General features: G+C 63.4%; 22 protein-coding genes. 8 read left to right on the top strand and 14 right to left on the bottom strand.

The window, feature by feature from the left end; translation table 11 throughout:
- Positions 1-14: 14 nt before the first annotated feature.
- Complete coding sequence (locus tag RSO41_RS05595; RefSeq protein WP_315618088.1) at positions 15-1,610, bottom strand: solute:sodium symporter family transporter; 1,596 nt, start codon at positions 1,608-1,610, stop codon at positions 15-17.
- 220 nt (positions 1,611-1,830) lie between these two features.
- Here RSO41_RS05595 and RSO41_RS05590 point away from each other — a divergent pair, with 220 nt between their 5' ends.
- Entirely contained in the window at positions 1,831-2,382 is a 552-nt protein-coding gene (locus RSO41_RS05590; RefSeq protein ID WP_315618087.1) for a DUF924 family protein, read from the top strand.
- 51 nt (positions 2,383-2,433) lie between these two features.
- On the top strand, positions 2,434-2,679 hold the full coding sequence (locus RSO41_RS05585; protein WP_315618086.1) for a GlsB/YeaQ/YmgE family stress response membrane protein: 246 nt from the start codon (positions 2,434-2,436) through the stop codon (positions 2,677-2,679).
- A gap of 69 nt (positions 2,680-2,748) precedes the next feature.
- On the opposite strand, the gene gabT is transcribed toward RSO41_RS05585, so the two are convergent.
- On the bottom strand, positions 2,749-4,047 hold the full coding sequence (gene gabT, locus RSO41_RS05580) for a 4-aminobutyrate--2-oxoglutarate transaminase (RefSeq protein ID WP_315618085.1): 1,299 nt from the start codon (positions 4,045-4,047) through the stop codon (positions 2,749-2,751).
- 34 nt (positions 4,048-4,081) lie between these two features.
- The gene (locus RSO41_RS05575) at positions 4,082-5,527 is read right to left on the bottom strand and encodes an NAD-dependent succinate-semialdehyde dehydrogenase (RefSeq protein WP_315618084.1); all 1,446 of its coding nucleotides are present in this window, start codon (positions 5,525-5,527) and stop codon (positions 4,082-4,084) included.
- 194 nt (positions 5,528-5,721) lie between these two features.
- Here RSO41_RS05575 and RSO41_RS05570 point away from each other — a divergent pair, with 194 nt between their 5' ends.
- Together RSO41_RS05570 and RSO41_RS05565 are read left to right on the top strand one after the other, a co-directional pair.
- A complete protein-coding gene (locus RSO41_RS05570) occupies positions 5,722-8,181 on the top strand; it encodes a DUF1266 domain-containing protein (RefSeq protein WP_315618083.1) in 2,460 nt (819 codons plus the stop codon).
- Positions 8,182-8,396: 215 nt separating this feature from the next.
- Positions 8,397-9,038: a C40 family peptidase gene (locus tag RSO41_RS05565; RefSeq protein ID WP_315618082.1), complete on the top strand. Its 642-nt coding sequence runs from the start codon at positions 8,397-8,399 to the stop codon at positions 9,036-9,038.
- Positions 9,039-9,264: 226 nt separating this feature from the next.
- On the opposite strand, the gene RSO41_RS05560 is transcribed toward RSO41_RS05565, so the two are convergent.
- Complete coding sequence (locus RSO41_RS05560) at positions 9,265-10,143, bottom strand: LysR family transcriptional regulator (RefSeq protein ID WP_315618081.1); 879 nt, start codon at positions 10,141-10,143, stop codon at positions 9,265-9,267.
- 87 nt (positions 10,144-10,230) lie between these two features.
- Here RSO41_RS05560 and RSO41_RS05555 point away from each other — a divergent pair, with 87 nt between their 5' ends.
- Positions 10,231-11,439, top strand: a complete 1,209-nt coding sequence (locus RSO41_RS05555; RefSeq protein WP_315618080.1) for an MFS transporter — start codon at positions 10,231-10,233, stop codon at positions 11,437-11,439.
- 8 nt (positions 11,440-11,447) lie between these two features.
- On the opposite strand, the gene msrA is transcribed toward RSO41_RS05555, so the two are convergent.
- Positions 11,448-12,071, bottom strand: coding sequence for a peptide-methionine (S)-S-oxide reductase MsrA (gene msrA / locus RSO41_RS05550; RefSeq protein WP_315618079.1), 624 nt, complete (start codon positions 12,069-12,071; stop codon positions 11,448-11,450).
- A gap of 150 nt (positions 12,072-12,221) precedes the next feature.
- Between msrA and RSO41_RS05545 the strand changes: the two genes are divergently transcribed.
- Both RSO41_RS05545 and RSO41_RS05540 read left to right on the top strand, forming a co-directional pair.
- Positions 12,222-14,360: an FAD-dependent oxidoreductase gene (locus RSO41_RS05545; RefSeq protein WP_315618078.1), complete on the top strand. Its 2,139-nt coding sequence runs from the start codon at positions 12,222-12,224 to the stop codon at positions 14,358-14,360.
- A 17-nt stretch (positions 14,361-14,377) separates the two neighbouring features.
- Entirely contained in the window at positions 14,378-15,007 is a 630-nt protein-coding gene (locus RSO41_RS05540; RefSeq protein WP_315618077.1) for a CDP-alcohol phosphatidyltransferase family protein, read from the top strand.
- Between the two features lie 149 nt (positions 15,008-15,156).
- On the opposite strand, the gene RSO41_RS05535 is transcribed toward RSO41_RS05540, so the two are convergent.
- A complete protein-coding gene (locus tag RSO41_RS05535) occupies positions 15,157-15,639 on the bottom strand; it encodes a peptidylprolyl isomerase (protein ID WP_315618076.1) in 483 nt (160 codons plus the stop codon).
- A 210-nt stretch (positions 15,640-15,849) separates the two neighbouring features.
- On the opposite strand from RSO41_RS05535, the gene RSO41_RS05530 reads away from it, so the two are divergent.
- Positions 15,850-16,131, top strand: a complete 282-nt coding sequence (locus tag RSO41_RS05530) for a hypothetical protein (RefSeq protein WP_315618075.1) — start codon at positions 15,850-15,852, stop codon at positions 16,129-16,131.
- Positions 16,132-16,217: 86 nt separating this feature from the next.
- On the opposite strand, the gene RSO41_RS05525 is transcribed toward RSO41_RS05530, so the two are convergent.
- The 8 genes from RSO41_RS05525 to mnmA all read right to left on the bottom strand — a co-directional run bounded on the left by RSO41_RS05525 (position 16,218) and on the right by mnmA (position 24,515).
- Positions 16,218-16,685, bottom strand: coding sequence for a glycine zipper 2TM domain-containing protein (locus RSO41_RS05525; protein ID WP_315618074.1), 468 nt, complete (start codon positions 16,683-16,685; stop codon positions 16,218-16,220).
- A 250-nt stretch (positions 16,686-16,935) separates the two neighbouring features.
- Positions 16,936-17,157 carry a hypothetical protein gene (locus RSO41_RS05520; protein WP_315618073.1) on the bottom strand — a complete coding sequence of 74 codons (222 nt, stop codon included), beginning with the start codon at positions 17,155-17,157 and terminating at the stop codon, positions 16,936-16,938.
- A 472-nt stretch (positions 17,158-17,629) separates the two neighbouring features.
- The gene (locus RSO41_RS05515) at positions 17,630-19,228 is read right to left on the bottom strand and encodes an isocitrate lyase (protein WP_315618072.1); all 1,599 of its coding nucleotides are present in this window, start codon (positions 19,226-19,228) and stop codon (positions 17,630-17,632) included.
- 328 nt (positions 19,229-19,556) lie between these two features.
- On the bottom strand, positions 19,557-19,991 hold the full coding sequence (locus tag RSO41_RS05510) for a GNAT family N-acetyltransferase (RefSeq protein WP_315618071.1): 435 nt from the start codon (positions 19,989-19,991) through the stop codon (positions 19,557-19,559).
- Positions 19,992-19,995: 4 nt separating this feature from the next.
- Positions 19,996-21,171 (bottom strand): cupin domain-containing protein, encoded by a 1,176-nt coding sequence (locus RSO41_RS05505; RefSeq protein ID WP_315618070.1) that lies wholly within the window; start codon positions 21,169-21,171, stop codon positions 19,996-19,998.
- Between the two features lie 188 nt (positions 21,172-21,359).
- Positions 21,360-22,739: an adenylosuccinate lyase gene (gene purB, locus RSO41_RS05500; RefSeq protein ID WP_315618069.1), complete on the bottom strand. Its 1,380-nt coding sequence runs from the start codon at positions 22,737-22,739 to the stop codon at positions 21,360-21,362.
- A gap of 28 nt (positions 22,740-22,767) precedes the next feature.
- Positions 22,768-23,406, bottom strand: coding sequence for a high frequency lysogenization protein HflD (gene hflD / locus RSO41_RS05495; protein WP_315618068.1), 639 nt, complete (start codon positions 23,404-23,406; stop codon positions 22,768-22,770).
- Entirely contained in the window at positions 23,403-24,515 is a 1,113-nt protein-coding gene (gene mnmA / locus RSO41_RS05490) for a tRNA 2-thiouridine(34) synthase MnmA (protein WP_315618067.1), read from the bottom strand. The genes hflD and mnmA overlap by 4 nt, the downstream gene beginning before the upstream one ends.
- Positions 24,516-24,650 lie beyond the last annotated feature (135 nt).

Raw genomic sequence — 24,650 nt, 5'->3', positions numbered from 1 at the left:
AAGGGTGAGGTGGGTCAGCCGGCGAAGGCGGCGTACATGATGATGACCAGGATCACCAGCACGATGCCGACGGGAACCGCTCCCTTCCAGGGCGTGAGATCGACCGCGCCGCTGTCCTCGTGAACCCAGGCATCGGTTCGGGGACGCAGTTTACCGATGATCAGCATGCCCACGACCAGCAGCACGAAGACGGCAGCGACGAAGTGGAACTCGTGCATGACCAGGGGCAGCTTGTCGAACGGCGGAATGAAGTAACCGGCGAAGATCAGCAGACAGCCGCCGACCAGGGCGATCTTGGCGGCCATGGCCGGCACCCGTCGCGTCAGCAGGCCGACCAGGACCACCGCCAGAATCGGGATGAAGTAGATGGCGTTCATCTTCTGCAGATAGCCGAACAGGCTCTCCTGGCCGGCCAGCAGGGGGGCGATGGTCATGGCGATGACGGCCATGATCCAGCCGAAGATCTTGCTGGCGCGCACGACCTGCGCTTCGCTGGCCTCCTTGTTCAGCACGCCCTTGTAGAAGCCGAGGCTGAACAACGTGGTGGTACTGTTCAGGGCCGAGTTGAAGGAGGACAGGATGGCACCGACCATCACGGCGGCGAAAAAGCCGGTGAGGTAGGGCGGCAGCACGTTGAACACCAGGTGGCCATAGGCTTCATCGGCCTTGATGCCCTGATCGGCATAGAGGTGGTAGGCAATGATCCCGGGCAGCACCAGGTAGATGGGGCCGAGCAGCTTGAAGAAGCCGGTCAGCAGCACGCCCTTCTGGCCCTCGGCCAGGTTCTTGGCGGCGAAGGTTCGCTGGATGATCTGCTGGTTGGTGGTCCAGTAGAAGACGTTGATCAGAAAGACGCCGGTGAACAGGGTAAAGAAGGGAACCTGCTGGTCGGCACCGCCAATGGAGTCGAGCTTGTCGGGATGGGTCTGCTTGAGCGTCTCCCAGCCGGCCATCACGCCGCTACCGTCGCTGATCGCCTGCAGGCCGAAATAGACGATCACGAAGCCGCCGATCAGCAGGCCGATGCCGTTGAGCGTGTCGGACACGGCGACGGTACGCAGGCCGCCGAACAGGGCGTAGAGCGAACCGATCAGCCCCACCAGCCAGACGGTCAGCCACAGCAGGGTGGTATCGGACTGGATGCCTGTCAGGCCATGCAGGTCGAGCATGCCCTGCAGTCCCATGGCGCCTGAATAGAGGATGATCGGCAGCAGGATCACCGCATAGGCGAGCAGGAAGATCACATTGGTGATGCGCTGGGTGGCCTTGTCGAAGCGGATTTCCAGCAACTGCGGTACGGTAGCGATGCCACTGCGCAAAAAGCGTGGCAAGAAAAACAGTGCCAGCAGCACCAGGGCGATGACGGCGACGACTTCCCAGGCCATCACGCTTAGGCCGTCGCTGAAGGCCGAGCCGTTGAGGCCGACCATCTGCTCGGTGGAGAGATTGGTCATCAACAGCGAGCCGGCGATCAATGGGAACGTCAGACTGCGGCCGGCCAGGAAGAGGCCGTTGGCGCTCTTGTGATCGTCGCGGCGGGTGATCCGCCAGGTGATGAAGGCCACCAGACCTGTAAAGAACAGGAAGGAAGCGAGAGTCAGGGCATGCATGTCAGAAGATTCCGTAAACATCAGAGTTTATTGCCGTGTCGCTCGCGCCTTGCGACGTAAAATTTCGTAAATTTACAGCGACGCGGGGAGTTTAGGAGTCGTGAGCTTATATGCCATACGCCTTTCGTCTAGTATGTTTCGGTCGTGCGGGACTCGCCGACCGTGACCGGCTACCCGGTTGGATGTCGCGCCTGGTGGCCATGAAGCGAGGAGTGATGAGATGACGATACAAGAAGGACCGGCGCGGGTACTGGCTTTCTGGTTCGAGACACTGGATTCCACGCAATGGTTTCGCAAGGATCCGGCCCTGGATGCCGATATTGCCGAGCGTTTCGCCGATACGCTCGCGGCGGCGCTGCGCGGCGAACTATGGCGCTGGCGAGAAACGCCACATGGCAGGCTGGCGGAGGTGATCGTGCTCGATCAATTTTCGCGCAATATCCACCGCGACACGGCCCGGGCCTTTGCCGCCGATCCCATCGCCCTGGTCCTGGCCCAGGAAGCGGTCGCCCGGGGCGATGACCAGGCGCTTGCCACCGGGGAGCGAGCCTTCCTTTATATGCCTTACATGCACAGCGAGTCGCGGGCCATCCACGACGAGGCGCTGCGCCTTTTCGACCAACCCGGCCTGGAGCGCAACCTGGATTTCGAACACCGACACCGCGATATACTCGACCGCTTCGGTCGCTACCCGCACCGCAATGCCATCCTGGGGCGAAACTCGACGCCCGAGGAGCTGGCGTTTCTCGAACAGCCAGGGTCTTCCTTCTGACATCCTGGCAAGGCAACATCATGGAAATCACTAACCGGAAAGGAGAACGGCATGGGTATCATCGCCTGGTTGATCATCGGGGGCCTGGCGGGCTGGATCGCCGGCAACATCATGCGTGGCGGCGGTTTCGGGCTGCTGGGCAATATCGGCGTCGGCGTCGTCGGCGCGGTGGTCGGCGGCTTCCTGTTCAGTCTGCTCGGCCTGTCTTCCGGCGGGTTCATCGGCTCGCTGGTGACCGCCGTGGTGGGGGCCGTGGTGCTGCTGTGGGTCATCGCCAAGGTCAGAAAATCCGGGTAACCACGCCTTGTCTGCCATGAAAAAAAGCGCCGCCCCGTAGGGCGGCGCGCTGGTTCCGGGGAGGGAGCCTCAGGCGGTAGCGGCGGCCTGGCTGCCCACCAGCTCCTTCAGGCAGGTCTCGATGATGTCCAGGCCTTCTTCGAGCACTGCGTCCTCGATGGTCACCGGCATCAAAAAGCGGACGGTGTTGCCGTACATGCCGCAGGACAGCAGGATCAGGCCCTTCTCGCGAGCTTTCTTGCACAGCGCTCCCGTCAGGTCGGCATCCGGGGTGTGCGCGGTCTTGTCGGCAACGACGTCGAAGGCGGCCATGGCGCCCATGTTGCGAGCATTGTCGATGCAGGCGAAGTCACGCTGCCAGGCGGCGAAGCGCTCGGCCAGCTTGTCGCCCAGCGCCTGGCTTTTCTCCAGAATGTTTTCCTGTTCGAAGACCTCGAGAACCGCGAGGGTCGCCGCGCAGGACACCGGGCTGCCGGTGTAGGTGCCGCCCAGAGAGTTGCCGCCGGAGGCGTCCATGTGCTTGTCGGTGCCGACCACGGCGGAGATCGGCATGCCGTCCGCCATGCTCTTGGCCATGGTGATGATGTCGGGCTCGACGCCGCTGTGCTCGATGGCGAACAGCTTGCCGGTACGGCCGAAGCCGGATTGCACCTCGTCGATGATCATCAGGATGCCGTGCTCGTCGCAGATCTCGCGGATCGCCTTGAGGAAGCTGGGCGGGGCCGGGTAGAAGCCCCCTTCGCCGAGCACCGGCTCGAGCACGATCGCCGCGGTGTCCTTGGGGTTGGCATCGGTCTTGAGTGCCATCTTCAGGCCGCGCAGGGCTTCGTCCTCGCTGACGCCGTGGTAGGGCACCGGGAAGGGCGCACGGAAGACGTTGCCCGGCATGCTGCCGAAATCGGTGGCGTAGGGGGCGACCTTGCCGTTCATGGCCATGGTCATGAAGGTGCGGCCGTGATAGCCGCCGTCGAAGCAGATCACATTGTTCTTGCCGGTAGCGGCACGAGCGACCTTGACGGCGTTTTCCAGGGCCTCGGCGCCGGAGTTGGCCAGCATGACCTTGGCATGGCCGCGAACCGGCGTGACCTGGCTGAGCTTCTCGGCCACCTTCACGTAGCCTTCATAGGGCATCACCGTCTGGCAGGTGTGCATCACGCGGTCCAGCTGGGCCTTGACCGCTTCGACCACCCTGGGATGGCGATGGCCGATGTTGAGCACGCCGATGCCGCCGGCAAAATCGATGAAACGGTTGCCGTCGGCATCCCAGATCTCGGCGTTCTCGGCGTGATCGGCGAACGCCGTGGCGGGACTGGCGGCGCCGCTGGCGACATAGCGTTGCTTGAGTTCGTTGAGCTGGGCGTTGTTCATGAGAATCTCCCGGGATCGTGAAGTGAGTAGGCGATTACAAGCCGCCGACACAGACGTATTTTAGTTCAGTGTATTCATCCAGGCCGTGGTGCGACCCTTCGCGCCCAAGCCCGGATTCCTTGACGCCGCCGAAAGGCGCAAGTTCCGTGGAAAGCAGGCCTTCGTTGACCGCCACCATGCCATATTCGAGGGCTTCCATGACACGCCAGATGCGGCGGTAGTCGTTGGCATAGAAGTAGGCGGCCAGCCCGGACTCGGTGGCGTTGGCCATGGTGATGGCCTCCTCCTCGGTATCGAAGCGGAATACCGGGGCCAGCGGGCCGAAGGTCTCCTCGGTGGCCACGCGCATGCTGCCGTCGACATCGCCGATCACCGTGGGCTGGAAGAAGGTTCCGCCCAGCTCGTGAGATTGGCCGCCACAGACCAGGCGACCGCCCTTGTCGAGGGCATCGGCGATATGCTCGCGGACCTTGTCCACGGCAGCATCGTTGATCAGCGGTCCCTGAGCCACGCCGTCCTCCAGGCCGTTGCCGACCTGGAGTTCGGCGACGCGGGCGGCCAGCTTGTCGAGGAAGGCTTCGTAGACACCGGCCTGCACCAGCACGCGATTGGTGCACACGCAGGTCTGCCCCGAGTTGCGGAACTTCGAAGCCACAGCACCTTCCACGGCAGCATCCAGGTCAGCGTCGTCGAAGACGATGAAGGGAGCGTTGCCGCCGAGCTCCATGGACGTCTTCTTGACCGTGCCGGCGCATTGGGCGAGTAGACGCTTGCCCACGGCAGTGGAGCCGGTAAAGGAGACCTTGCGCACTCGCGGATCGGTGGTGAGTACCTCGCCGATCTCGGCGGGCCGAGCCGCGGTTACCACATTGATGACGCCCGCGGGGATGCCGACATCTTCGGCCAGCCGGGCCATTGCCAGTGCGGTCAAGGGCGTCGCCTCGGCGGGCTTGATCACTACCGTGCAGCCGGCGGCCAGTGCCGGGGCGCATTTGCGGGTGATCATCGCCAGGGGGAAGTTCCAGGGCGTGATGGCGGCTACGACGCCGATGGGTTCGCGCAGCACCAGGATGCGCTTATCGGCGCCATGGCTGGGCAGCGTTTCACCGGCCACACGCTTGGCCTGTTCGGCGTAGAATTCGACGAAGCTGGCACCATAGGCGACCTCTCCACGGGATTCGGCCAGCGGCTTGCCTTGTTCGAGGGTCATCAGCCGAGCGAGGGCATCCTGGTTGGCCATGATGTGGTCGAACCAGGCGCGCAGCAGCGAGGCGCGTTCCTTGGCCGGCTTGCGTCGCCAGCCCTGCCAGGCCGCTTCGGCAGCGGCCACGGCTTGCCGTGCGTCCTCGGCATCGAGATCGGGAACCCTGGCCAGGGTTTCGCCGGTGGCAGGGTTGGTGACGGCAAAGCGACGCTCGGCGTCACGCCATTGTCCGGCCACGTAGGCCTTGTCGATAAGCAGTGAGGTATCGGCGTTCATGAGGGCAGACTCGCTTGGTGACTATCTTGTTTTACGAGTGTGCATTATTTACAACATGGCGCCAAGCCCCGCGGCATCTTTCGCGGTAAGGTGGTCAAGCATCGGCGTGACGCCAGCTTTCCGTTACACTGTGTCGCCGAATTCACAGGGACGCGTCTTGCGTTCCCCGATCCTGATGTGTGGCGAGGTGTGCCTTGGTCGATCCCATGAATGCCTGGTGGGCCCAGCAGCTGGTGTTGTGCGGTTGGGCCTTCGCGCCCGATCCCCTCGCGCTCGCGCCAGAGACGGCGCGCACACGCCTGGCAAGCCTTGACGTCGTCGATCGCGGTGAACTGGGCTGGCGTCTGTTGGAGGCATTGGACAGCGCCCATCCCGATCCGGCGCGGCTACTGGCCGCATTGGAAGTCACGGCATTGGCGGGAGCGGCCGAGTGGTTGAGCGAGGCGCGGGCCCGGCAATGGGGGCAGCGCCTGGCCGAAGAGATTCATGCCCATCATGCTAGCCTCGATGACTGGTTGGCGGCGCTGCGCCGTGCGCGCAATGATACAGGCTGGGTTCACGGCGATGACGGTTTCGTCGAGGCCTGCGAAGCCCTGTCCACGCTCGAGCGTGATGGCGAGGGGGTGACCTGGGAAATGCTGCGCGACTGGCTGCTTGCCAACCGACAGACGCCGGCGTTGTGGCCCGAGGAGCCCGAGGCACGAGTATGGCGGTTGCGGGCCGCCTTCAGCCCGGTACTGGAGGTGCCGGCGGAGGCGCTGGACTGGCATGGGCTGGAAGGCTGGCTGGCCGAGGCCTGGCAGGTGACGGGACGTGATGAGCTGATTCGGGTGCTCCTGTGGCTGGGCGCCCAGGGTGACCGGCAAGGCTGGGACCTCGATGCCAATCGCTTGAGCGAGGCCGATCACGAGGCACGTCGCCGCTGGCATGCCGGGCTCGCCCCGCGAGATCGTGATTTCGGCCGTGTCCTGCTTGGGTTCGTGGAAAAAGGCGAGCCTCTGGAGTGGGCCGCCTGGGACTGGCTGCGCTTGATCGATCTGGCCTGGGCCGGCGACTGTCTCGGCTGGCTGAGTGACGACGAGGCCCGGATGTTTGCCCTTCACGGTGCGGACCTGGTGAAGCGCCGCTACAGTGACTGGCTGGCGCTCGCCCGGGCTTATCAACGCGGCCGAAGTCTGTTCGAAGGAGAGGATCTACTGGGCAGTGTCGAAGCCGACTGGCGGCTGCTCCTGCATGCACCGGTGAGCCCCTGGAAACCGGCCCTTCAGGAATTGATCGATCCCGAGCTGATCGATATCTCCCGAGAGCGCATGCGCGACTGGCGTCGCGATCCGTGGCATTGGGTTCTGGCCCTGGCAGCGGTAAGGGAGCCCGAGCTGGCGATGCGCCAGGGGGGGACACCGAGTCTGCCGTCGGCGCGGAGTGAAGATGCCCGACGCTATCTCACCGAGATTCTCGACCTGCATGCCGACGAAGGTGTGGAGGCGTTGGCCCGTTACTGGCTGCCGGCTCAGGCGCATCATCTCAACCAGCTCGCGGCTGATGCGGCCCATGGTGCCTTGCCGTCTTCCCGAACGCCCTTCGGACGGGTCGCCGGCGATGACCTGGCGGGACGTGATGCCCTGGGGCGGGCCAGCCGCCACGCCGCGACCATCCATATGGCGGAAAAGTTCGCCTTCCACCTGCAGATGGCGATGGACAGCGGGTGGTTCGAGGCCTCGCGACTGACGGAGCTGGCGTCGGCGCTGCAGGGATCCCTGTGTCGATTCTATATCGATGCCCGTCGCCTGCTGTCGGCCTGGACGCAATGGGAAACGCTTCTGCCCGAGCCTGATCAGCCCTCCCTGGCGGCGGAGATTCTCTGGCACCGTGACGACCCGGGCAGTCTCTTTCACTGGCTCGACTGGCAGAGTGGAGAGTGGCGGGAACCGGGCGCGCGCCCGGGGCTCAGTCAGTTCACCGCCATGGCGTTGGTCGGCCCGCTCAACAGCGCGATCTGGAGTCTGCCGCAGCCGGAGAGCGAGCGTGAGTGCGCTTCGATACGGGAATGGGTGGATGGTCATTATGCCGTGCATGGCCCGGAGGGGCTGGCGGAGTTCATCGACTATCTGCTGGAGGTTGGCGACCGTCAGGAGTATCAGATCAACTACGCGCCCTATACGCTCAACCCGGCACGCCTGGCGTCGGAAATCACGACGCTGGAGAGCGATGAGTGTGGCGAGGAAGAGCGCAACCACCTGCTTCGACTGCAGCGTGTCCGGGCCAATGAGGATGGCTGCAACGACCTGAACCTCGCCGCCTGGGATCTGGCCCAGGCGGTGGACCTTGCCATCGCCGGTCGGCAGCTGGGCTGGCTGGATGAGGCAGACTTTCTCGCCAGGCTGCGTCGAGCCCATACGCTGGCCGCCACCCATTACGGGGGATGGGAAGAATACGCGCGAGGCCTCTATGCCGGGTTTTCCTTCTTCATGGGGGAAACCCCCGAGCGTGAGGCTTTCCTGGGCGGCTTTCGTCAGGCCCTGGCGAGCTGGCTCGCCGCCGCGCCGCCGCTGGCAGGTCCCTGGGCGAGTCTGGACTTCCCCGGGGCGCGCCCGCGCCATTGGGCGCCGATGCATGTGGATACCTTGCCGGGGGATGAACGATTGCTTCATTGATCGCTCTGTCCTGGCAACCAACACGGGAAGGCTGTTGCACATAAGCCACTGTTCTTGGCTATTATGCAAAAAATGTCTATGCTGAGGCGCTATAAGTCCATCAGCGCATGACCGGGCTGCGCCGGCCACGATGCCGGCAGTCACGTAGCCCGGAAAGCCAGGACCGTCAGCCAGGGTAGAAAGCAAAGGGAGTATGACAGGGTGAGGGAGCAGGGATGATCAACCCGACGTCGCGTCGCCTCGTTCCCGTGGTGCTGTCGTGTGCCATGCTGGCGGGTTGTGCCGCCTCGGGAGGGGCTTCGTCGCCGGAAACGTCGCCGGACAGCTATTTTGCCCGTGACCTGCCGGGAATGCCTCCGGGAACCGGGCCGATGATGTCGCCGGTGGATAATCCCATTCTTCAGGCGCGGCAGTTGCGCAACCCTCCTCCTACCCTGGTCCGCCGGGCTCTTCTGGCTCAGCACGAGCGTTGGCTGGGCACTCCCTATCGTCTGGGAGGTACCTCGCGCGGCGGGATCGACTGTTCGGCACTGGTGCAGAATGTCTTCGCGGATACGTTCCGCCTCGAGATGCCGCGTACCACCGCACGCCAGGTCCATGAGGGACGACGAGTCTCCCGGGATGAGCTGCGTCCCGGCGATCTGGTGTTCTTCCGTCCCCCCGGCGCCTATCGGCATGTGGGCATCTATGTCGGCGATGGCCGCTTCCTGCATGCGTCTTCCTCCCGTGGCGTCAAGCTATCTTCCCTGGATAATCAGTACTGGCGACGCTATTACTGGCAGAGCCGACGTGCGCTGGACACGCGGCATCTGGCGCAGAGGCTCGATAGCAGTGTGATGGCGTCCGGCGAGGGTTAGGGTCTGTACGAAAAGTGCCTGCACTCGGTGATACGGTGTTGAAATCAGGTCTCAAAATGCTCATTTACTCCTTGTAAACTGCGCTTTCTCGACCGATTTCGCCTTGTGACCCACACGGATGTGGGAAATGCGCGGGCCCGTCAGGAACGGGCCTAGCCCTCACCTTCGCTCGCCGACTTTTCGTAAAGACCTAAGGGGTAGGTCGTGTTGATCCTGCTGGTCGTGTCTAACGATTGGCGATGACGAAGTCGACGAAGGCCTGTTCCGCCCGGGACAGGTAGGCGCCCTTGGCCCAGGCCAGCGACAGGTTCATCCAACTAGGCGGTTCGAGAGAGACCGCCGCCAGTTCGGGCTCCTCCACGACGCGCCGCAGGAAGGTCGTGATGCCGAAGCCACGCCGCACGATGGCCTTGGTCAGAGGAATCAGATTGGACTCGAAGGCAATGTCCGCCTCGGTGCCGCAGCGCTGTGACAAGGCGTCGATGAACTCGCGGTGGAAGTAGCCGTCCTGAAACAGCACCAGGGGTTCGGCGAAGAAGGTCTCCGGGGTCACGGCGTCGTGTTCGGCGAAGGGGTGTTCCCGAGGCACGCAGATGACCATCTCTTCCCGCGTCAAGTGGCGTTTCTCCAGATGCTGGCTGGCACCATCATCGATGACGACCCCCAGGTCCAGTTCGCCACTGGCGACCATGTGCTGCAAGCGTCGTGCGCCGGCTTCCACCACCGTCAGCCGAATACCCGGATACTGTGCCTTGAAGCCCATCAGCAAGGGGGGGAAATAATAGGATCCGAGCATCGAGGGGATGCCGATGCGGACCTCGCCCTTGACGAGGTCGTGCAGTTCGCGCATGGCCAGGTGGGCGGTTTCGGCACGCTCGAGCAACTGGCGGGCATGCCCGACCAGGGCCTCGCCCTCTGGCGTGAGGGCAATTCGGCGTTCATGGCGATGAAACAACGTCAGCTCGAGACGGCGTTCCAGGTTGGCGATGGACTGGCTCACCGCGGATTGTGCGATATGCAGTTCCCGGGCAGCGGCCCCGAAGCCGCCGCAGTCGGCAGCTGCCAGAAAGACACTCAGGGCGCGAAGGTCGAAGGGTAGGGTCATAAGCCTTGATGATGAAAGTCATCTAAATATTCTGTTTGGCTTATCATGATAGCCGGACGATCATGGCCCTCCAAGCCGGAGGTGGTCATGATCGTCGTTCGCAGTCGCGCCTGGTGGCGCGCGACCCTGGCCCTGTGCCTTGGGTCCTTGCTGGTCTTTCTCAATCTCTATGTTCCGCAGCCGCTGCTGCCGATGATGCGCGAGGTCCATGGGATTTCGACGCTGGCGGCCAGTCTGGTGATGTCGGTCTCGACACTTTCCTTGGCCGCGGCATTGCTGGTATTCGGCCCCTTGTCGGATGCCATTGGCCGCGCCGGCATCATGCGACTGACCCTGGTACTCGCCGGGCTGCTGTCGATCGCACTGGCTCTGGCGCCAGGGTTCGAGGTCCTGCTGATGCTTCGTGCCGTGCAGGGCTTCGTGCTCGGCGGGCTGCCGGCAGTGGCGATCGCCTGGATGGGGGATGAGTTCGAAAGGCCGGCTCTATTGTCAGCGGTCGGGCTCTACATTGGCGCCAATACCCTGGGCGGCATTGGTGGACGTGTGATCGGTGGTGCAGTGGCCGAGACAGGTGGTATCACGGCCAGCTTCCTGATGGTGGGCGGGCTGACCCTGGTCGGGGTCCTGGTATTCTGGCGCCTTCTGCCACCGGCACGGCGCTTCGAGCCGCGACGATTCCGCCTGAGGGAGGCCCGGGCCGGGCTTGCCGCACATCTGCGAACCCCCGTGCTGCTGGGCGCCTACCTGTTGGGCGGGCTGAACTTCCTGGTCTTCATCAACCAGTACAGCTATATCACCTTCCGGCTGGCCCAACCTCCCTTCGAGCTCGGGGAACGCTGGCTCGGGTTGCTGTTTCTGACCTATCTCGGCGGCACCCTGGGCTCGACGCTCTCTGGCCGCCTGTCTCGTTCGATCTCCCAGCCGACCTGCATGGTGGTCGGCATCCTGCTGCTGATGGCGGGTACGGCCGTGACGCTTTCCGATCGGCTGCCCTTGATCCTGGCGGGGTTGACCCTCAATGCCTTCGGCTTCTTTCTGGCCCATTCGATGGCCTCGAGCTGGGTGGGACGCCACGCACAGCAGGATCGGGGCAGTGCCTCGGCATTGTACCTGGTGTTCTATTACACCGGAGCCAGCCTGGGCGGGCTATGGTTTGAACCCTTCTGGTGGATGGCGAACTGGAAGGGGGTCGTGCTCGGTTCCTGGCTGATCCTGGCCGGAACCTGCACGATCGCCTGGTGGTTGCGTCGCGGTGATCGTTGGCGGGCAGCGGCAATCGAGCCGGCTCGGCCCTGAAGGCGAGCTCAGGACGCCGAACTGGCTTCGGCCTCGTCGCCCCAGATTTCCTCGAGTCGTTCCGAACGGCCGCAGGCGGATTTGTAGAACCGGTAGCGCAGCGGGTTCTTGTCGTAGAAGTTCTGGTGGTAGGTCTCGGCCGGGTAGAAGGCGTCGAAGTCGCTGACCTCGGTGGCGACGTCTCGGTCGAAGCGTTCGGCCACCGCGTCGCGGCTGGACTCGGCGAGTCGCCGCTGTTCGGCGTTCATCGGGAAGAGCGCGCTGCGATAGGACGGACCCTGGTCGCAGAATTGCCGATTCTCGGCGAAGGGGTCGACATTGCGCCAGAACACGTAAAGCAGGGTGGCGTAGTCGACTCGAGCGGGGTCGTACTCGACCTTCACCGCCTCGGTGTGGCCGGTGCCACCGGCGACTACCTGGTCATAGCTCGGGTTGGCCACGTCTCCGCCACTGAAGCCCGATGTGGTGCCGACCACTCCTTCGACCTTGTCGTAGGCCTCCTCGACGCACCAGAAACAGCCGGCGGCGAAGACGGCGCTGGCAGTCTTGTTGTCGTCGGCCATGGCGGAAGGCGCGAGGCCGGCGATTAGAAGCAACGGCCAGCATCGTGCATGGAGTGACGAAATCGGCATGGTAACGCTCCTTGGAAGAACTCGTCCGGCACGGAAAAGTCGAGTGCCCTGTGGATTCGATGATTATATGATGTCAGGGTTCCGTACAACCCCTGTCAAAGGGAGTCCACCGTCGTATCCTGCCTGACCCTGGCCGATCGGAGGTTGATCTTGACCAACAAGCGTCGCTTGTTACTGCTGACAGTAATCGTCGTGGCCGTCGCGGCCTTCTTTCTGAGCGGCGCTGACCAGTACCTGAGTCTCGAAGCCGTCAAGTCCCAGCAGGCACGCTTCCATGCCTGGCGCGAAGCAAGGCCTGTCATGGCAGTGGGGACGTTCTTTGTACTCTATGTGGCCATGGCAGCACTCTCGTTGCCGGGGGCGGCGTTGATGACGCTGCTGGGAGGCGCCTTGTTCGGCTTGGGCTGGGGGCTGGTGATCATCTCCTTCGCCAGCAGCCTGGGAGCCACCCTGGCGGCATCGATCGCTCGGACCCTGGCGCGCGAACCGCTGGAACGCCGCTTTGCTCTCCAACTGGAGCGTATCAACGCCGGTATTCGACGCGAGGGTGCCTTTTACCTCTTCACGTTGCGTCTGATTCCGTTATTTCCGTTCTTCGTCATCAATCTGGTGATGGGGCTGACGCGGATGCGCCTGCTCACCTTCTACTGGGTCAGCCAGCTCGGCATGCTGCCCGGTACAGCCGTCTACGTGAATGCAGGGCGCGAGCTAGGAGAACTGACGACCTTGTCGGGCATTCTGTCGCCGACCCTGTTGGGTGCCTTCGTGTTGATCGGCGTGTTCCCCTGGCTGGCCAGGGGGCTGGTCTCGCTTGTCGAGCGACGCCGGCTGAGTCGCCGTTTCGCCCGGCCGGCCGCCTTCGAACAGGACGTCGTGGTGATCGGCGGCGGTTCGGCGGGCCTGGTGGCGAGCTACATCGCCTCGGCCGTCGGGGCCCGAGTCGCCCTGATCGAACGCGAACGCATGGGCGGCGACTGTCTGCATACCGGCTGTGTACCCTCCAAGGCGTTGATCCGGTCTGCCCGGATCGTTGCGGAGGCCCGTGAGGCACCGCGGCATGGGGTGCGGGTCGGCGAGCCGGAGGTGGACTTCGCCGAGGTGATGGCGCATGTGCATCGAGCGATCGAGACAGTGGCGCCTCATGACAGCCGCGAGCGCTATGAGGGATTGGGCGTCGAGGTGGTCGAGGGCGCGGCGCATCTCGAGGACCCCTGGCGGGTGCGGGTCGGCGAGCGTCTGATCACGACACGGCATGTCATCATCGCCACCGGCGCACGGCCACGAATACCCTCGTTGCCGGGTATAGAGGGCATTGAAGCGCTGACGTCCGACAATCTCTGGGCACTCGAGTCACTGCCGTCTCGTCTGGTGATTCTCGGGGGCGGCCCCGTCGGTTGTGAACTCGGGCAGAGTTTCGCCCGATTGGGCAGTCGGGTCACTCTGGTGGAAAGGGGGGAGCAGTTGCTGCCGCGGGAAGATGGCGAGGTCTCTGCTGCCCTGGTCGCGCGGTTGGTCGAGGAGGGCGTCGAGGTACGGCTCTCGACACGGGCACTGTGCGTAATGGAACAGGAAGGCGGGCATTCCCTGGAAATCGAGAATGACGGTACCCGCGAGACGCTGCCATTCGATCGATTGCTGGTGGCGGTGGGGCGGCGTGCCGACGTATCCGGTCTGGGGCTCGAGGCACTGGGTGTCGAGCTGCGCGAGGACGGTACTCTGTCGGTGGACGAGACACTGCGTTCGGTATTGCCCAATGTCTGGGCCTGTGGTGACGTGGCCGGCCCCTATCAGCTGACCCACGCCAGTGCCCATCAAGCCTGGCATGCCACGGTCAATGCCTTGTTCGGCGAGTTTCGGCGCTTCCGGGTCAGCTATCGGGCCCTGCCGGCCGTGACCTTCACCGATCCCGAGGTGGCGCGGGTCGGGCTCAACGAGCGCGAGGCCCGGGCACGCGACCTCGACCATGAAGTGACGCGCTATGGCCTGGACGAGCTGGATCGCGCCATTACCGACGGACGCCGCGATGGGTTCATCAAGGTGCTGACGACACCCGGCAAGGACCGCATCCTGGGCGCCACCATCGTGGGGCATGGTGCCGGCGAGATGCTCGCCGAGTTCACCCTGGCGATGACGCACGACATCGGCCTGAACAAGCTGCTGGGTACCGTACATCCCTATCCGACCCGTTCCGAGGCGGTGAAGGCTACCGCTGGCGCCTGGAAGAATGCTCACAAGCCGGAGCGAGTGATTGCCTGGCTGGGTCGCTATTTCGCTTGGCGTCGGCGCTGAGAACACAAGGAGATGCTATGCTCGACCGCTGGACCATGCCGTTGACCCAGACCCCGCTGCGCTTGATGGCGAACGGATTGGCACACACCGGTGTGCGCCCCGACCAGGTGACCCTGGCGGCGTTTGTGGTCGGCATGCTGGCGTTACCGCTGCTGGCATGGCAAGCCTACACGGCGGCCCTGGTGGTGATCCTGATCAATCGGGTGGGGGATGGGCTGGATGGTGCCCTGGCACGGCATGTCGGTCGTACCAGCGACGCCGGGGGCTTTCTCGATATCGGGCTCGATTTCGTCTTCTATGCCGCCGTGGTGATGGGATTCGTCCTGGCCGATCCAGCGGCCAACGCTCTGGCCGGCGCCTTGCTGCTGTTCTCTTTCATCGGTACTGGAACGTCCTTCCTGGCCTTCGCCATCATGTCGGCCCGCCATGATCTGGAGCGGCCCCGTTTTCAGAGAAAGGCCTTCTATTATCTGCATGGTCTGGCAGAAGGTACCGAGACAGTACTGGCATTGGTGGCGTTCTGCCTGTGGCCCGGACAGTTCTCCGTACTGGCGACATTGTTTGCCGTGGTCTGCTTGATCACGACTGCGACGCGACTGTGGGGCGGGTACTGGACCCTGGCAAGGCTGTCGGGGGATAGGTCATGACCGTTTGCACGAGGCAGTCACGAGGAGACCAGGGCAGGTGAGGGCACCACGAAGGGAGGCACAACAAGGGGGGAAAGGGCGGACATAAAACGGGAGCGACCCATCGGCCGCTCCCGATATCGAACCATCGGCTCGGCGCGGACGAGCACTCAGTGCTCCTGGCCGTCCTCGCCATGCACATGGCCATGTTCGATCTCTTCCTGGCTGGCCTCGCGAACTTCGGCGATCTCGACGTCGAAGTTCAGTTGCTGGCCGGCCAGCGGATGGTTGCCGTCGACGGTGACGGTGTCGCCTTCGACCTTGGTCACGGTGACCATCAGCGGTCCACCTTGGGTCTGCGCCTGGAATTGCATGCCGGCTTCCACGTTTTCGACGCCCTGGAAGGCATCCCGCGGGACTTCCTGCACCAGCTGCGGCTGTACTTCGCCGTAGCCTTCCTCCGGTGTGACCTGAGCCTGAAGCTTGTCGCCAGTCGCACGGCCTTCCATTTCCTTCTCGAGCCCCGGAATGATGTTACCGGCGCCATGGAGGTAGGTCAGCGGCTCACGACCCTCTGAGCTGTCCAGCACTTCACCTGCATCGTTGGTCAGGGTGTAGTGAAACGCGACAACCGAATTTTGCGCAATCTGCATTGATGAACCTTTGGTGAGTGCATGTAAGGTGGCATGGTAACGTGGGATCTCTAGCTCTGTCAGTGGCTCTGGGGAATTTTCAGCTTATCTCTCGTGCGCCTGAACCGGATTCACGTCTAGGGCCGCTGGTTGCGTGCCGTGGCGGGCGGGGATACCCTTTGGGCACTGGAGCTTTCCTCGCTTTCTTCCCGTCCTGTTGTGGAGAACGTCATGATCGTGACCTTGATCTGGGTGATCGCCTTCGCCGTGATCCTGCTGTTGTGCCTGAAACGTTGGGAGGCGTCTGTCAGTGACATGCTGGACAAGCTGCTCCCCGGTGCCTTGCGCAGCGAGGATGATCGCTGGGTCTGGAGTCCCGCCATCGCGGTGCTGGGAGCGACGGCTCTCGTGCGTCCCGTGGACATGCTGCTGACGCTGTTGATCATTGGCCTGCTGGCTCTGATCGGTGGCAAGCTGATGTGCTGGGCGATGAACAAGATCGATTTCCACTGACGTCGCCTCGACGTTCCGACGAAGAAAAGGGCCCGCAGCCAGTTCTGCGGGCCCTTTTTTCATGCGTTCATGTACGTGACGGTGACTCAGTAGGGCGCGACGCTGACGTTGCGGCCGGTACCGATCAGCCGGACCTGCTGTCCCACCTGGAAGTTCTGGTCCGCTTTCTGAACCACGACGACCTGTTCGCCGTTGTTCTTGCGGATCTCGAGTTCCGTGGCATTGATCATGTTGGAAGATTCCTCGATCTTGCTGCCGGCCACGGCACCGCCGATGGCGCCGGCCACGGTGGCGAGTTGACGCCCGGAGCCACCGCCGATCTGGTTGCCCAGAAGGCCACCGATGATGGCGCCGCCACCGCCGCCTAGGATACCGCCGGCACGGCTGTCGGCCTGTATCTGGACCGGGCGGAGGGCGGTGATGGTCCCCAGGGTGACGCTCTGGGCGGACTTCGCCTGGTCGCCGGAATAGACATTGCCGGAATAGGGCGAGGTGTTGGCGCAGCCGGCGAGTGTCAGGGTACTCAGAACCAGTACGGGGAGAAGACGCTTCATGTTTGACCTCCTTGCCAGGTGTGGGCGCGACAGCATTGCGGTTCGGTAAGGTGCTGTCGGAAAACGGCAAATGGTGAGTGGATCTGTCCTCGAGTCTATCTCGGGGGCACGCATTTGACCAGTAACCGGCGATGTCGTGCGCTTTTTCCGCTGGCGGCGGCCGGTGTCCCGGCACCTCGATGAAAAACCCACCCACGCCTGGCGGCGGGGTGGGCAAATGCGGCTTGATGACCAGGGGCCGGGGGGCGCTTTATTCCGCTTCGTCCAGTGGCTGGACGTCGCCGGCCAATACTTCGTCCCAGGCATCGTCGAGCGAGTAGCCCATGCGATTGTCGATGGTATCGATGACCTTGACGGCGTGCTGCAGAGATTCGCGGTTCCCTTTCAGGGCCAGTACCAGTTTGGCCAGATCCTGCTTGCTGAACGTGCTGGCAATGAGGTCGGCTCGTTGGCTCAGTTCGATGCAGTTCATGTGTAACACCTCTTGATGTGGCCATCCGCTGAATGGATAACGTCTCGCGCAAGTTCGCCATCCGCGATGGCATGGTCGTGTGTTGGCTACTCATGTCGGGCCGGGTAAGTGCCCGATGCTGCAGTTGCGAAATGGTCACAAGCTTGGAAAGACCATCGCCTTTGGCGCCCGGATCATCAGGAAAAGCGCCGCGGTTCGTAGCTCAGTGCAGGGTCGCGAATCGGGATAACGAATCTCTGGCCTGCGCTGTAACTTGACTATGGTGCAGGACAGCAAAAGCGACAATGCCTCCTTGGGTGCACTCTCGGTTGTAACTCGACTACATCACGCAAGGATCGTCGCGGATGTTGTCGGTATCCTTCACGGGCGACGGGCGACGGGCGACGGGCGTGAGACGTGAGGCCCGGATGGGATGAGCAGACAGTAAAAGGGGAGGCCGAAGCCTCCCCGAGGGTGTTGCCGATGCGTTCGATCAGCCGAACTGGTTCATGGTGTTGTCCTTGCCGCCGGCCTTGAGCGCCGCTTCGCCGTGGAAGAATTCCTTGTGATCGTCGCCGATATTGGAGCCAGCCATGTCCTGGTGCTTGACGGTGGCGATGCCCTCGCGGATCTCGCGGCGTTGCACATTTTCCACGTAGGCCAGCATGCCCTCGTCGCCGAAATAACCGCGTGCCAGGTTGTCGGTGGACAAGGCGGCCGTGTGGTAGGTCGGCAAGGTGATGAGGTGGTGAAAGATCCCCGCCTCACGTGCGCCGTCGCGCTGGAAGTTCCGGGTCCATTCATCGGCCAGGGCGGCGAGCTCGGTATTGTCGTATTCGGCATTCATCAGGTCGGCGCGATCATAAGCGGAGACATCGCGACCTTCGGTCTGCCAGGCATCGAACACCTGTTGGCGGAAGTTCAGGGTCCAGTTGAATGACGGTGAGTTGTTGTAGACCAGTTTGGCGTCCGGGCAGACTTCCCGAATGCGGTCCACCATGCCCTTGATCTGGCCGACGTGGGGCTTTTCCGTCTCGATCCACAGCAGGTCGGCCCCGTTCTGGAGGCTGGTGATGCAGTCCAGCACCACCCGGTCCTCACCGGTGCCTGGCTTGAACTGGTAGAGCCCGGAGGCCAGGCGCTTGACCTTGACCAGCTTGCCGTCTTGCTTGATGACCACGTCGCCGTTGGCGATATCGTCCGCGGAGGCGATCTCGTCACCGTCGAGGTAGCGATTGTATTGGTCGCCCAGGTCGCCGGGTTCGCGACTGACGGCAATCTTCTGGGTCAGCCCTGCGCCCAGGGAGTCGGTGCGAGCGACGATCACGCCATCTTCCACGCCGAGCTCCAGGAAGGCGTAGCGCACGGCATTGAGCTTGGCGATGAAGTCTTCATGGGGCACGGTGACCTTGCCGTCCTGATGCCCGCATTGTTTCTCGTCGGAGACCTGGTTCTCGATCTGCAGGCAGCAGGCACCGGCTTCGATCATCTTCTTGGCCAGCAGGTAGGTGGCCTCAGCGTTGCCGAAGCCGGCGTCGATATCGGCGATGATCGGCACCACATGGGTCTGGAAGTTGTCGATTCTGTCGAGCAGCTCCTTGCGCTTCACCTCATCGCCTGCCTGTCGGGCATCGTCGAGTTCCCGGAAGAGGTGGTTGAGCTCCCGGCTATCAGCCTGGCGCAGGAAGGTGTAGAGCTCTTCGATAAGCGCCGGCACGCTGGTCTTCTCGTGCATCGACTGGTCGGGGAGCGGTCCGAACTCGGAACGCATGGCGGCGACCATCCAGCCGGAGAGGTAGAGGTAGCGTCCCCTGGTCTCGCCGAAGTGTTTCTTGATGGAGATCATTTTCTGCTGGCCGATGAAACCGTGCCAGCAACCCAGGGACTGGGTGTACGTCGAGGGGTCGGCATCATAGGACGCCATGTCCTCGCGCATGATGGCGGCGGTGTAGCGAGCGATGTCGAGCCCGGTGCGGAAGCGGTTCTGCATGCGCAGGCGCGCCGCATGGTCGGGATTGATGTTGTCCCACTTGCCGCGCTGGGCTTCACGATGCTGGGCCAGGGACTGACGTTCGTCATTGAATGCTGCCATGGGGTGATCCTCTCGTTCGGGTCCAGGAACTGCTGCTGGGTCACGTCTGTGCTGCAACTGCGAAATTTTGTCGTCTTTCGTGGCGATGGACATGCTGCCTTTCTCGCCTTTGCCGACACCTGAAAAGTGCTCATGTCGCATCATTCGACGACAAAGTCGTTGACCAGCGAGTGTTGGCTCACTCGTCTTGTTGATCACTATGGCCCCGTATGGCGGGCTTTCACCATTGATATTTGGGAGAAGGTCACGTTGTAGCTCGACTACAGAAGCCCTGTGAGTCGGTGGACTTCTGTAGTCTTCTTTCGCGGATAGGAATGGGAAAGGAGGGTCAGTCGTGGAGGGTCAGTATCATGCTGCGGTGCGGTATTCCGGCGTCGAGAAAGGTGTCGCCGTAGGCACGAAAGCCGAGTCGTTCATAAAAAGCCAAGGCATGGGTCTGGGCGTCCAGGACCACGCTGGGATCGCCACGACGGCGTGCCGAGGCGATGGCAGCGTCCATTAGAGCGAGGCCGATGCCCCGGCCCCGGGCCTCCTCCAGTACGGCCACACGGCCGATATGGCCGTCGGGAAGCAAGCGTGCGGTCCCCAGTGCCTTGCCATCCCTGTCGATGGCCAGGAAGTGGCGGCAGTCTTCATCGCGGCCGTCCCACTCCTCTTCCTGGGGAACCTGCTGTTCCTCGATGAAAACCACGCGGCGGATTTCGCTGGCGTCCATGCCGAGTTCGGCCCAGTCGCCCTCACGGATGGCAAGTGGGGGTGTCATGCGTTCATTCCTCGTCGTGGGGACACCAGTCCAGGCTACCGGCATCCAGCAGTTGAGTCAGGACCCGTGGTGCCTCGGGATCGTCCAACAGGCGAGCGTCGAGGGGCGCGGTACCGGCCAGTTCGCGGGCCAGGGGCGTGGCGCATTCAATGCCGTCACCGTCGACGAACAGAGTGGCGCGTTCGTCATCCAGGGCGCGCCAGGCGAAGCGCGAGCCGAGGCTGCGTTCCAGCGTCTCGCCGGCGTGTAGTGCGGCGACAAGCTCGGCTTCCTCGGTGGGTGTCTCGTTGGGCACCAGTTGGTCGACATACTTTGGCTGGGTCATGACGCGACCGAACCATTGAGCCAACTGGGCGGGATCGTCCAATGTCTCGAGAATCAGGGCTCGCATGCGGGATAGCGAGGCGTCGTCGAGCTGGGCGGGGTCCTCGGGGACATCCATGCCGCCGTCGGCATAGCGGTGTGAGGCGGGGAGCTGCTCGCCGAGGTAGTCGGCGAAGGAGGTGATGGCTTCGTCCGCCGATGGTGCACGAAAGCCGACCGAGAACGTCATGCAGTCGTCGGACTGGCTGACGCCATGATGAGCCCAGCCCGGTGGCAGGTAGAGCATGTCGCCGGGTTCCAGCACCCAGTCCTGGCCGGGCTGGACCTCGAAGCGTTCCAGTATGCGCAGATCGACGCCGGCGACGATCGGGGCATCTTCCGGCACGCGTCCGCCGAGTTGCCAATGGCGCTGGCCACTGGCCTGGAGCAGGAAGACATCGTACTGGTCGACATGGGGGCCGACGCAGCCGCCCGGCGGGGCATAGCTGATCATGATGTCATCGAGCCGCCAGCGGGGCAGAAAGTCGAAGCATTCCAGCAGTTCGGCCACTTCGGGAACATAGTGGTCCACCGCCTGGACGAGCAGTGTCCAGTCGCGCTCGGGAAGCCGGGTGAAGGTCGCCTCGTCGAAGGGGCCGTGGCTGACCTGCCAGGGGCCTTCGGGGCCGTGCTCCTCGACCAGGCGGGCCTCGATGTTGTCTTCACAGGCGAGGCCGGCGAGCTCATCGGGCTCGAGTGGGCTCTCGATATCGGGAAAGGCGCCACGGATCAGCAGTGGTTGCTGTTGCCAGTAGTCGCGCAGAAAGTCAGCGGCGGTGCGGCCGCCGAGCAGTTGCAGCGGAGAATCGGAAGACATGGGGACCACCTCTTGTTGAAGCAGAAGCCTTGGTGGATGGGGGGGCGTGACGTCGAGCCGCGGCTATCCCTGCGACAGGCCTGTGCGAGGGCGCTGTAAACCCTTCCCTGGGCGCTACTTTTTCCATCCCTGGAAAAAGACCCTCTTCAGGCCTGTCTCCGGTGCCGCTTATCCTTGAAGCTCGAAGCTTACAGCTTGCGCGCCTGGGTCTCGGCGTTGCCGGTATAGGTCGCCGGCGTCAAGGCCTTGAGATCTTCCTTTACGGCGGCGGGAAGCTCCAGCGTATCGATGAAGGCGGCGAAGCCGGCCTGATCGATGCGCTTGCCGCGGGTCAGCTCCTTGAGTTTCTCGTAGGGCTTTTCGATGCCATAGCGTCGCATGACCGTCTGGATCGGCTCGGCAAGGACTTCCCAGCTGGCGTCCAGGTCCTCGTTCAGGCGCGCGGCGTTGGCTTCGAGCTTGCCGATCCCCTTGAGCGAGGCTTGATAGGCGATCAGGCCATAGGCCAGGCCGATACCGAGATTGCGCAGCACCGTGGAGTCGGTCAGGTCGCGCTGCCAGCGGGAAATCGGCAGTTTTTCCGCCAGATGGCCGAGTATGGCATTGGCGAGCCCCAGGTTGCCTTCGGAATTCTCGAAGTCGATGGGGTTGACCTTGTGCGGCATCGTCGAGGAGCCGATTTCGCCGGCCACGGTGCTCTGCTTGAAGTAGCCCAGGGAGATGTAACCCCAGACATCACGGTCGAAGTCGATCAGCACCGTGTTGAAGCGGCACACGGCGTCGAACAGCTCGGCGATGTAGTCGTGGGGCTCGATCTGGGTCGTGTAGGGGTTGAAGGTCAGCCCCAGCGCCTCGACGAAGGTGCGGGCATTGGCCTCCCAGTCGATTTCCGGGTAGGTGGTCAGGTGGGCGTTGTAGTTGCCCACCGCGCCGTTGATCTTGCCGAGGATTTCCACCGACTCGATCTGTTTCAACTGGCGACGCAGACGGTAGGCGACATTGGCCATTTCCTTGCCCAGCGTGGTGGGGCTGGCGGTCTGGCCATGGGTGCGCGAGAGCATCGGCTGGTCGGCGTGTTCCGCGGCCAGCCGCGCGATGTCATCGGCGACCCGGTGCATTACCGGAAGCAGGGTGGTCAGGCCGTCGGTCAGCATCACGCCATAGGAGAGGTTGTTGATGTCCTCGCTGGTGCAGGCGAAGTGCACGAACTCGGTGATGGCGTGCAACTCAGGCGTGTCGGCGATGCGTTCCTTGATGAAGTACTCGACGGCCTTGACGTCGTGATTGGTGGTGCGCTCGATGTTCTTGATGCGTTCGGCATCGCTGACCGAGAAATCACGTACCAGCGTATCCAGGGCTGCACTGGCCTCGGCGGAAAGCGCCGGGACCTCGGTGATGCCGGGATGGGCGGCGAGACGCTGCAGCCAGCGAACCTCGACGGTGACGCGGGCGCGGATCAGGCCGAACTCGCTAAAGTGCTCGCGCAGAATGTCGGCCTTGCCACCGTAACGGCCATCGACGGGAGACAGGGCGGTGAGGGCGGACAAGGGAAGAGACGTGGGCTGCATGATTCGTGTTCCGGGTGGGCGTGGTCGGTTACAGGGTGTCGAGGGCTTTCTTCAGGGCGTTGCGCTGGAAGATCAGTTTCCAGCGACGACCGCCTTGCTGGTGCCAGAGCAGGGCAAAACGGACGCCGGCCAGCAGGCAGGCCCGTACTCGCTCGGGCATCATGCGACTCTGCAGCAGTGAGGGGTCGCCCTGGACAACGATGCGCGTCTTGAGGGTGGAAAGGGTCTGCTGATAGACCTCGCCGAGACTGGCGATGATGTTCTCGTGGGTCTCGCCGAAGTGTTCGGCCTGGCCCTGGACGCGCGTCAGGCGTTGGCCGAGGTCATCCATCATGGCGTTGTTGCCGCGCAGTTTGCTCATCAGCATCAGAAGCGAAAAGCCGTAGCGCATGACCACCGGGTTGGCCTGGCGACGTCCCAGCACGCCCTCGAGCGTGTCGAGGCCCTGGCGCAGGTTGTTGGGATGGCCTCCGTAGATGGATTCGAAGCTCTCGGGATGGGTATCCAGAGTGGCGTGGACCAGGGTGTCCCAGGCGCGTTGGTCGACCTGGCCGGTACGCGCCAGCTCGTCGACCAGGCTGGCGGCTTGGAAGACGCCGGCCAGCGCCAGAGCCTGACGCCCTGCAGGCGCGTCGGGGGCCGGGTGAATAGGGGTGGTTGCGGTCATGCAGCAGTCTCCGCGGCATTCCAGATGGCACGGATCACACCACCGCCGAGGCAAGTGTCTCCGTCGTAGAGCACCAGTGACTGGCCGGGCGTCACGGCCCGCTGAGGCTCGTCGAAATGCACCTCGACGCCGCCATCCTCAAGGACGCGCATGGTGCAGGGCACATCGGCCTGACGATAACGTGTCTTGGCGTGATAGCGGCCTTCGCGAGCCGGTGGCTCGCCAGCCACCCAGTCCATGGCTTCGGTGGCCAGGGTGTCGGTGTAAAGCAGGGCATGATGCTTGCCCTGAACCACGGTGAGCACATTGCGCTCAAGGTCTTTGCCGGCCACGTACCAGGGAGCATCGGAGTAGTTCGCAAGCCCGCCGATGCCCAAGCCCTGGCGTTGCCCGAGGGTATAGTACATCAACCCCATGTGCTCGCCGATGACGTCGCCTTCCGGTGTCTCGATGATGCCCGGCTGGGCGGGCAGATACTGGCGAAGGAAATCGCGGAAGCGTCGCTCGCCGATGAAGCAGATGCCGGTGGAGTCCTTCTTGCGTGCCGTCGCCAGGTCGTGTCGTTCGGCGATCTCGCGGACTTCGGTCTTTTCCAGCTCGCCGACAGGAAAGAGGCTACGGGCGATGGCGGCCTCGGGGACGGCGTGCAGGAAGTAGCTCTGGTCCTTGTTGGCGTCGAGGCCCTTGAGCAGGCGCGCGTGCCCGTCGCGCTCGGCACGGCGTACATAGTGCCCCGTGGCGATCCACTCGGCGCCCAGCATCTCGGCATACTCGAGGAATACCTTGAACTTGATCTCGCGGTTGCAGAGGATATCCGGGTTTGGCGTGCGGCCGGCCTTGTACTCGGCGAGGAAGTGCTCGAAGACGTTGTCCCAGTACTCGGCGGCGAAGTTGGCGGTGTGCAGATGAATACCGAGCCTGGCGCACACGGCCTCGGCATCCGCCAGGTCTTCCTTGGCGGTGCAGTATTCGGTGCCGTCGTCCTCGTCCCAGTTCTTCATGAACAGGCCCTCGACCTCGTAGCCCTGCTCGAGCAGTAACTGGGCGGATACGGAGGAGTCGACACCGCCGGACATGCCGACGATGACCTTGCCGTTGGTGGCTGTCATGGCGCTCTCGGGTTGAATGGGTCGCAAATGGAGCAGGATTATACCTTATCCTGGCTTCGAGCTTCGAGCTTCGAGCTTCGAGCTTCGAGCTTCGAGCTTCGAGCTTCGAGCTTCGAGCTTCGAGCTTCGAGCTTC

The organism is Halomonas sp. I1 (genome assembly GCF_032334135.1).
Taxonomy (GTDB): domain Bacteria; phylum Pseudomonadota; class Gammaproteobacteria; order Pseudomonadales; family Halomonadaceae; genus Halomonas.
This window is presented reverse-complemented; position numbering and strand designations above follow the sequence as displayed.

What these genes read in the sequence shown, in the direction of transcription:
- RSO41_RS05595 (WP_315618088.1), bottom strand. Translation starts at nt 1,610, where the DNA reads ATGCATGCCCTGACTCTCGCTTCCTTCCTGTTCTTTACAGGTCTGGTG.
- RSO41_RS05510 (WP_315618071.1), bottom strand. Translation starts at nt 19,991, where the DNA reads ATGACACCCCCACTTGCCATCCGTGAGGGCGACTGGGCCGAACTCGGC.
- RSO41_RS05505 (WP_315618070.1), bottom strand. Translation starts at nt 21,171, where the DNA reads ATGTCTTCCGATTCTCCGCTGCAACTGCTCGGCGGCCGCACCGCCGCT.
- RSO41_RS05525 (WP_315618074.1), bottom strand. Translation starts at nt 16,685, where the DNA reads ATGAAGCGTCTTCTCCCCGTACTGGTTCTGAGTACCCTGACACTCGCC.
- msrA (WP_315618079.1), bottom strand. Translation starts at nt 12,071, where the DNA reads ATGCCGATTTCGTCACTCCATGCACGATGCTGGCCGTTGCTTCTAATC.
- RSO41_RS05540 (WP_315618077.1), top strand. Translation starts at nt 14,378, where the DNA reads ATGCTCGACCGCTGGACCATGCCGTTGACCCAGACCCCGCTGCGCTTG.
- hflD (WP_315618068.1), bottom strand. Translation starts at nt 23,406, where the DNA reads ATGACCGCAACCACCCCTATTCACCCGGCCCCCGACGCGCCTGCAGGG.
- RSO41_RS05590 (WP_315618087.1), top strand. Translation starts at nt 1,831, where the DNA reads ATGACGATACAAGAAGGACCGGCGCGGGTACTGGCTTTCTGGTTCGAG.
- RSO41_RS05535 (WP_315618076.1), bottom strand. Translation starts at nt 15,639, where the DNA reads ATGCAGATTGCGCAAAATTCGGTTGTCGCGTTTCACTACACCCTGACC.
- RSO41_RS05515 (WP_315618072.1), bottom strand. Translation starts at nt 19,228, where the DNA reads ATGGCAGCATTCAATGACGAACGTCAGTCCCTGGCCCAGCATCGTGAA.
- mnmA (WP_315618067.1), bottom strand. Translation starts at nt 24,515, where the DNA reads ATGACAGCCACCAACGGCAAGGTCATCGTCGGCATGTCCGGCGGTGTC.
- gabT (WP_315618085.1), bottom strand. Translation starts at nt 4,047, where the DNA reads ATGAACAACGCCCAGCTCAACGAACTCAAGCAACGCTATGTCGCCAGC.
- RSO41_RS05575 (WP_315618084.1), bottom strand. Translation starts at nt 5,527, where the DNA reads ATGAACGCCGATACCTCACTGCTTATCGACAAGGCCTACGTGGCCGGA.
- RSO41_RS05560 (WP_315618081.1), bottom strand. Translation starts at nt 10,143, where the DNA reads ATGACCCTACCCTTCGACCTTCGCGCCCTGAGTGTCTTTCTGGCAGCT.
- RSO41_RS05565 (WP_315618082.1), top strand. Translation starts at nt 8,397, where the DNA reads ATGATCAACCCGACGTCGCGTCGCCTCGTTCCCGTGGTGCTGTCGTGT.
- purB (WP_315618069.1), bottom strand. Translation starts at nt 22,739, where the DNA reads ATGCAGCCCACGTCTCTTCCCTTGTCCGCCCTCACCGCCCTGTCTCCC.
- RSO41_RS05585 (WP_315618086.1), top strand. Translation starts at nt 2,434, where the DNA reads ATGGGTATCATCGCCTGGTTGATCATCGGGGGCCTGGCGGGCTGGATC.
- RSO41_RS05530 (WP_315618075.1), top strand. Translation starts at nt 15,850, where the DNA reads ATGATCGTGACCTTGATCTGGGTGATCGCCTTCGCCGTGATCCTGCTG.
- RSO41_RS05520 (WP_315618073.1), bottom strand. Translation starts at nt 17,157, where the DNA reads ATGAACTGCATCGAACTGAGCCAACGAGCCGACCTCATTGCCAGCACG.
- RSO41_RS05555 (WP_315618080.1), top strand. Translation starts at nt 10,231, where the DNA reads ATGATCGTCGTTCGCAGTCGCGCCTGGTGGCGCGCGACCCTGGCCCTG.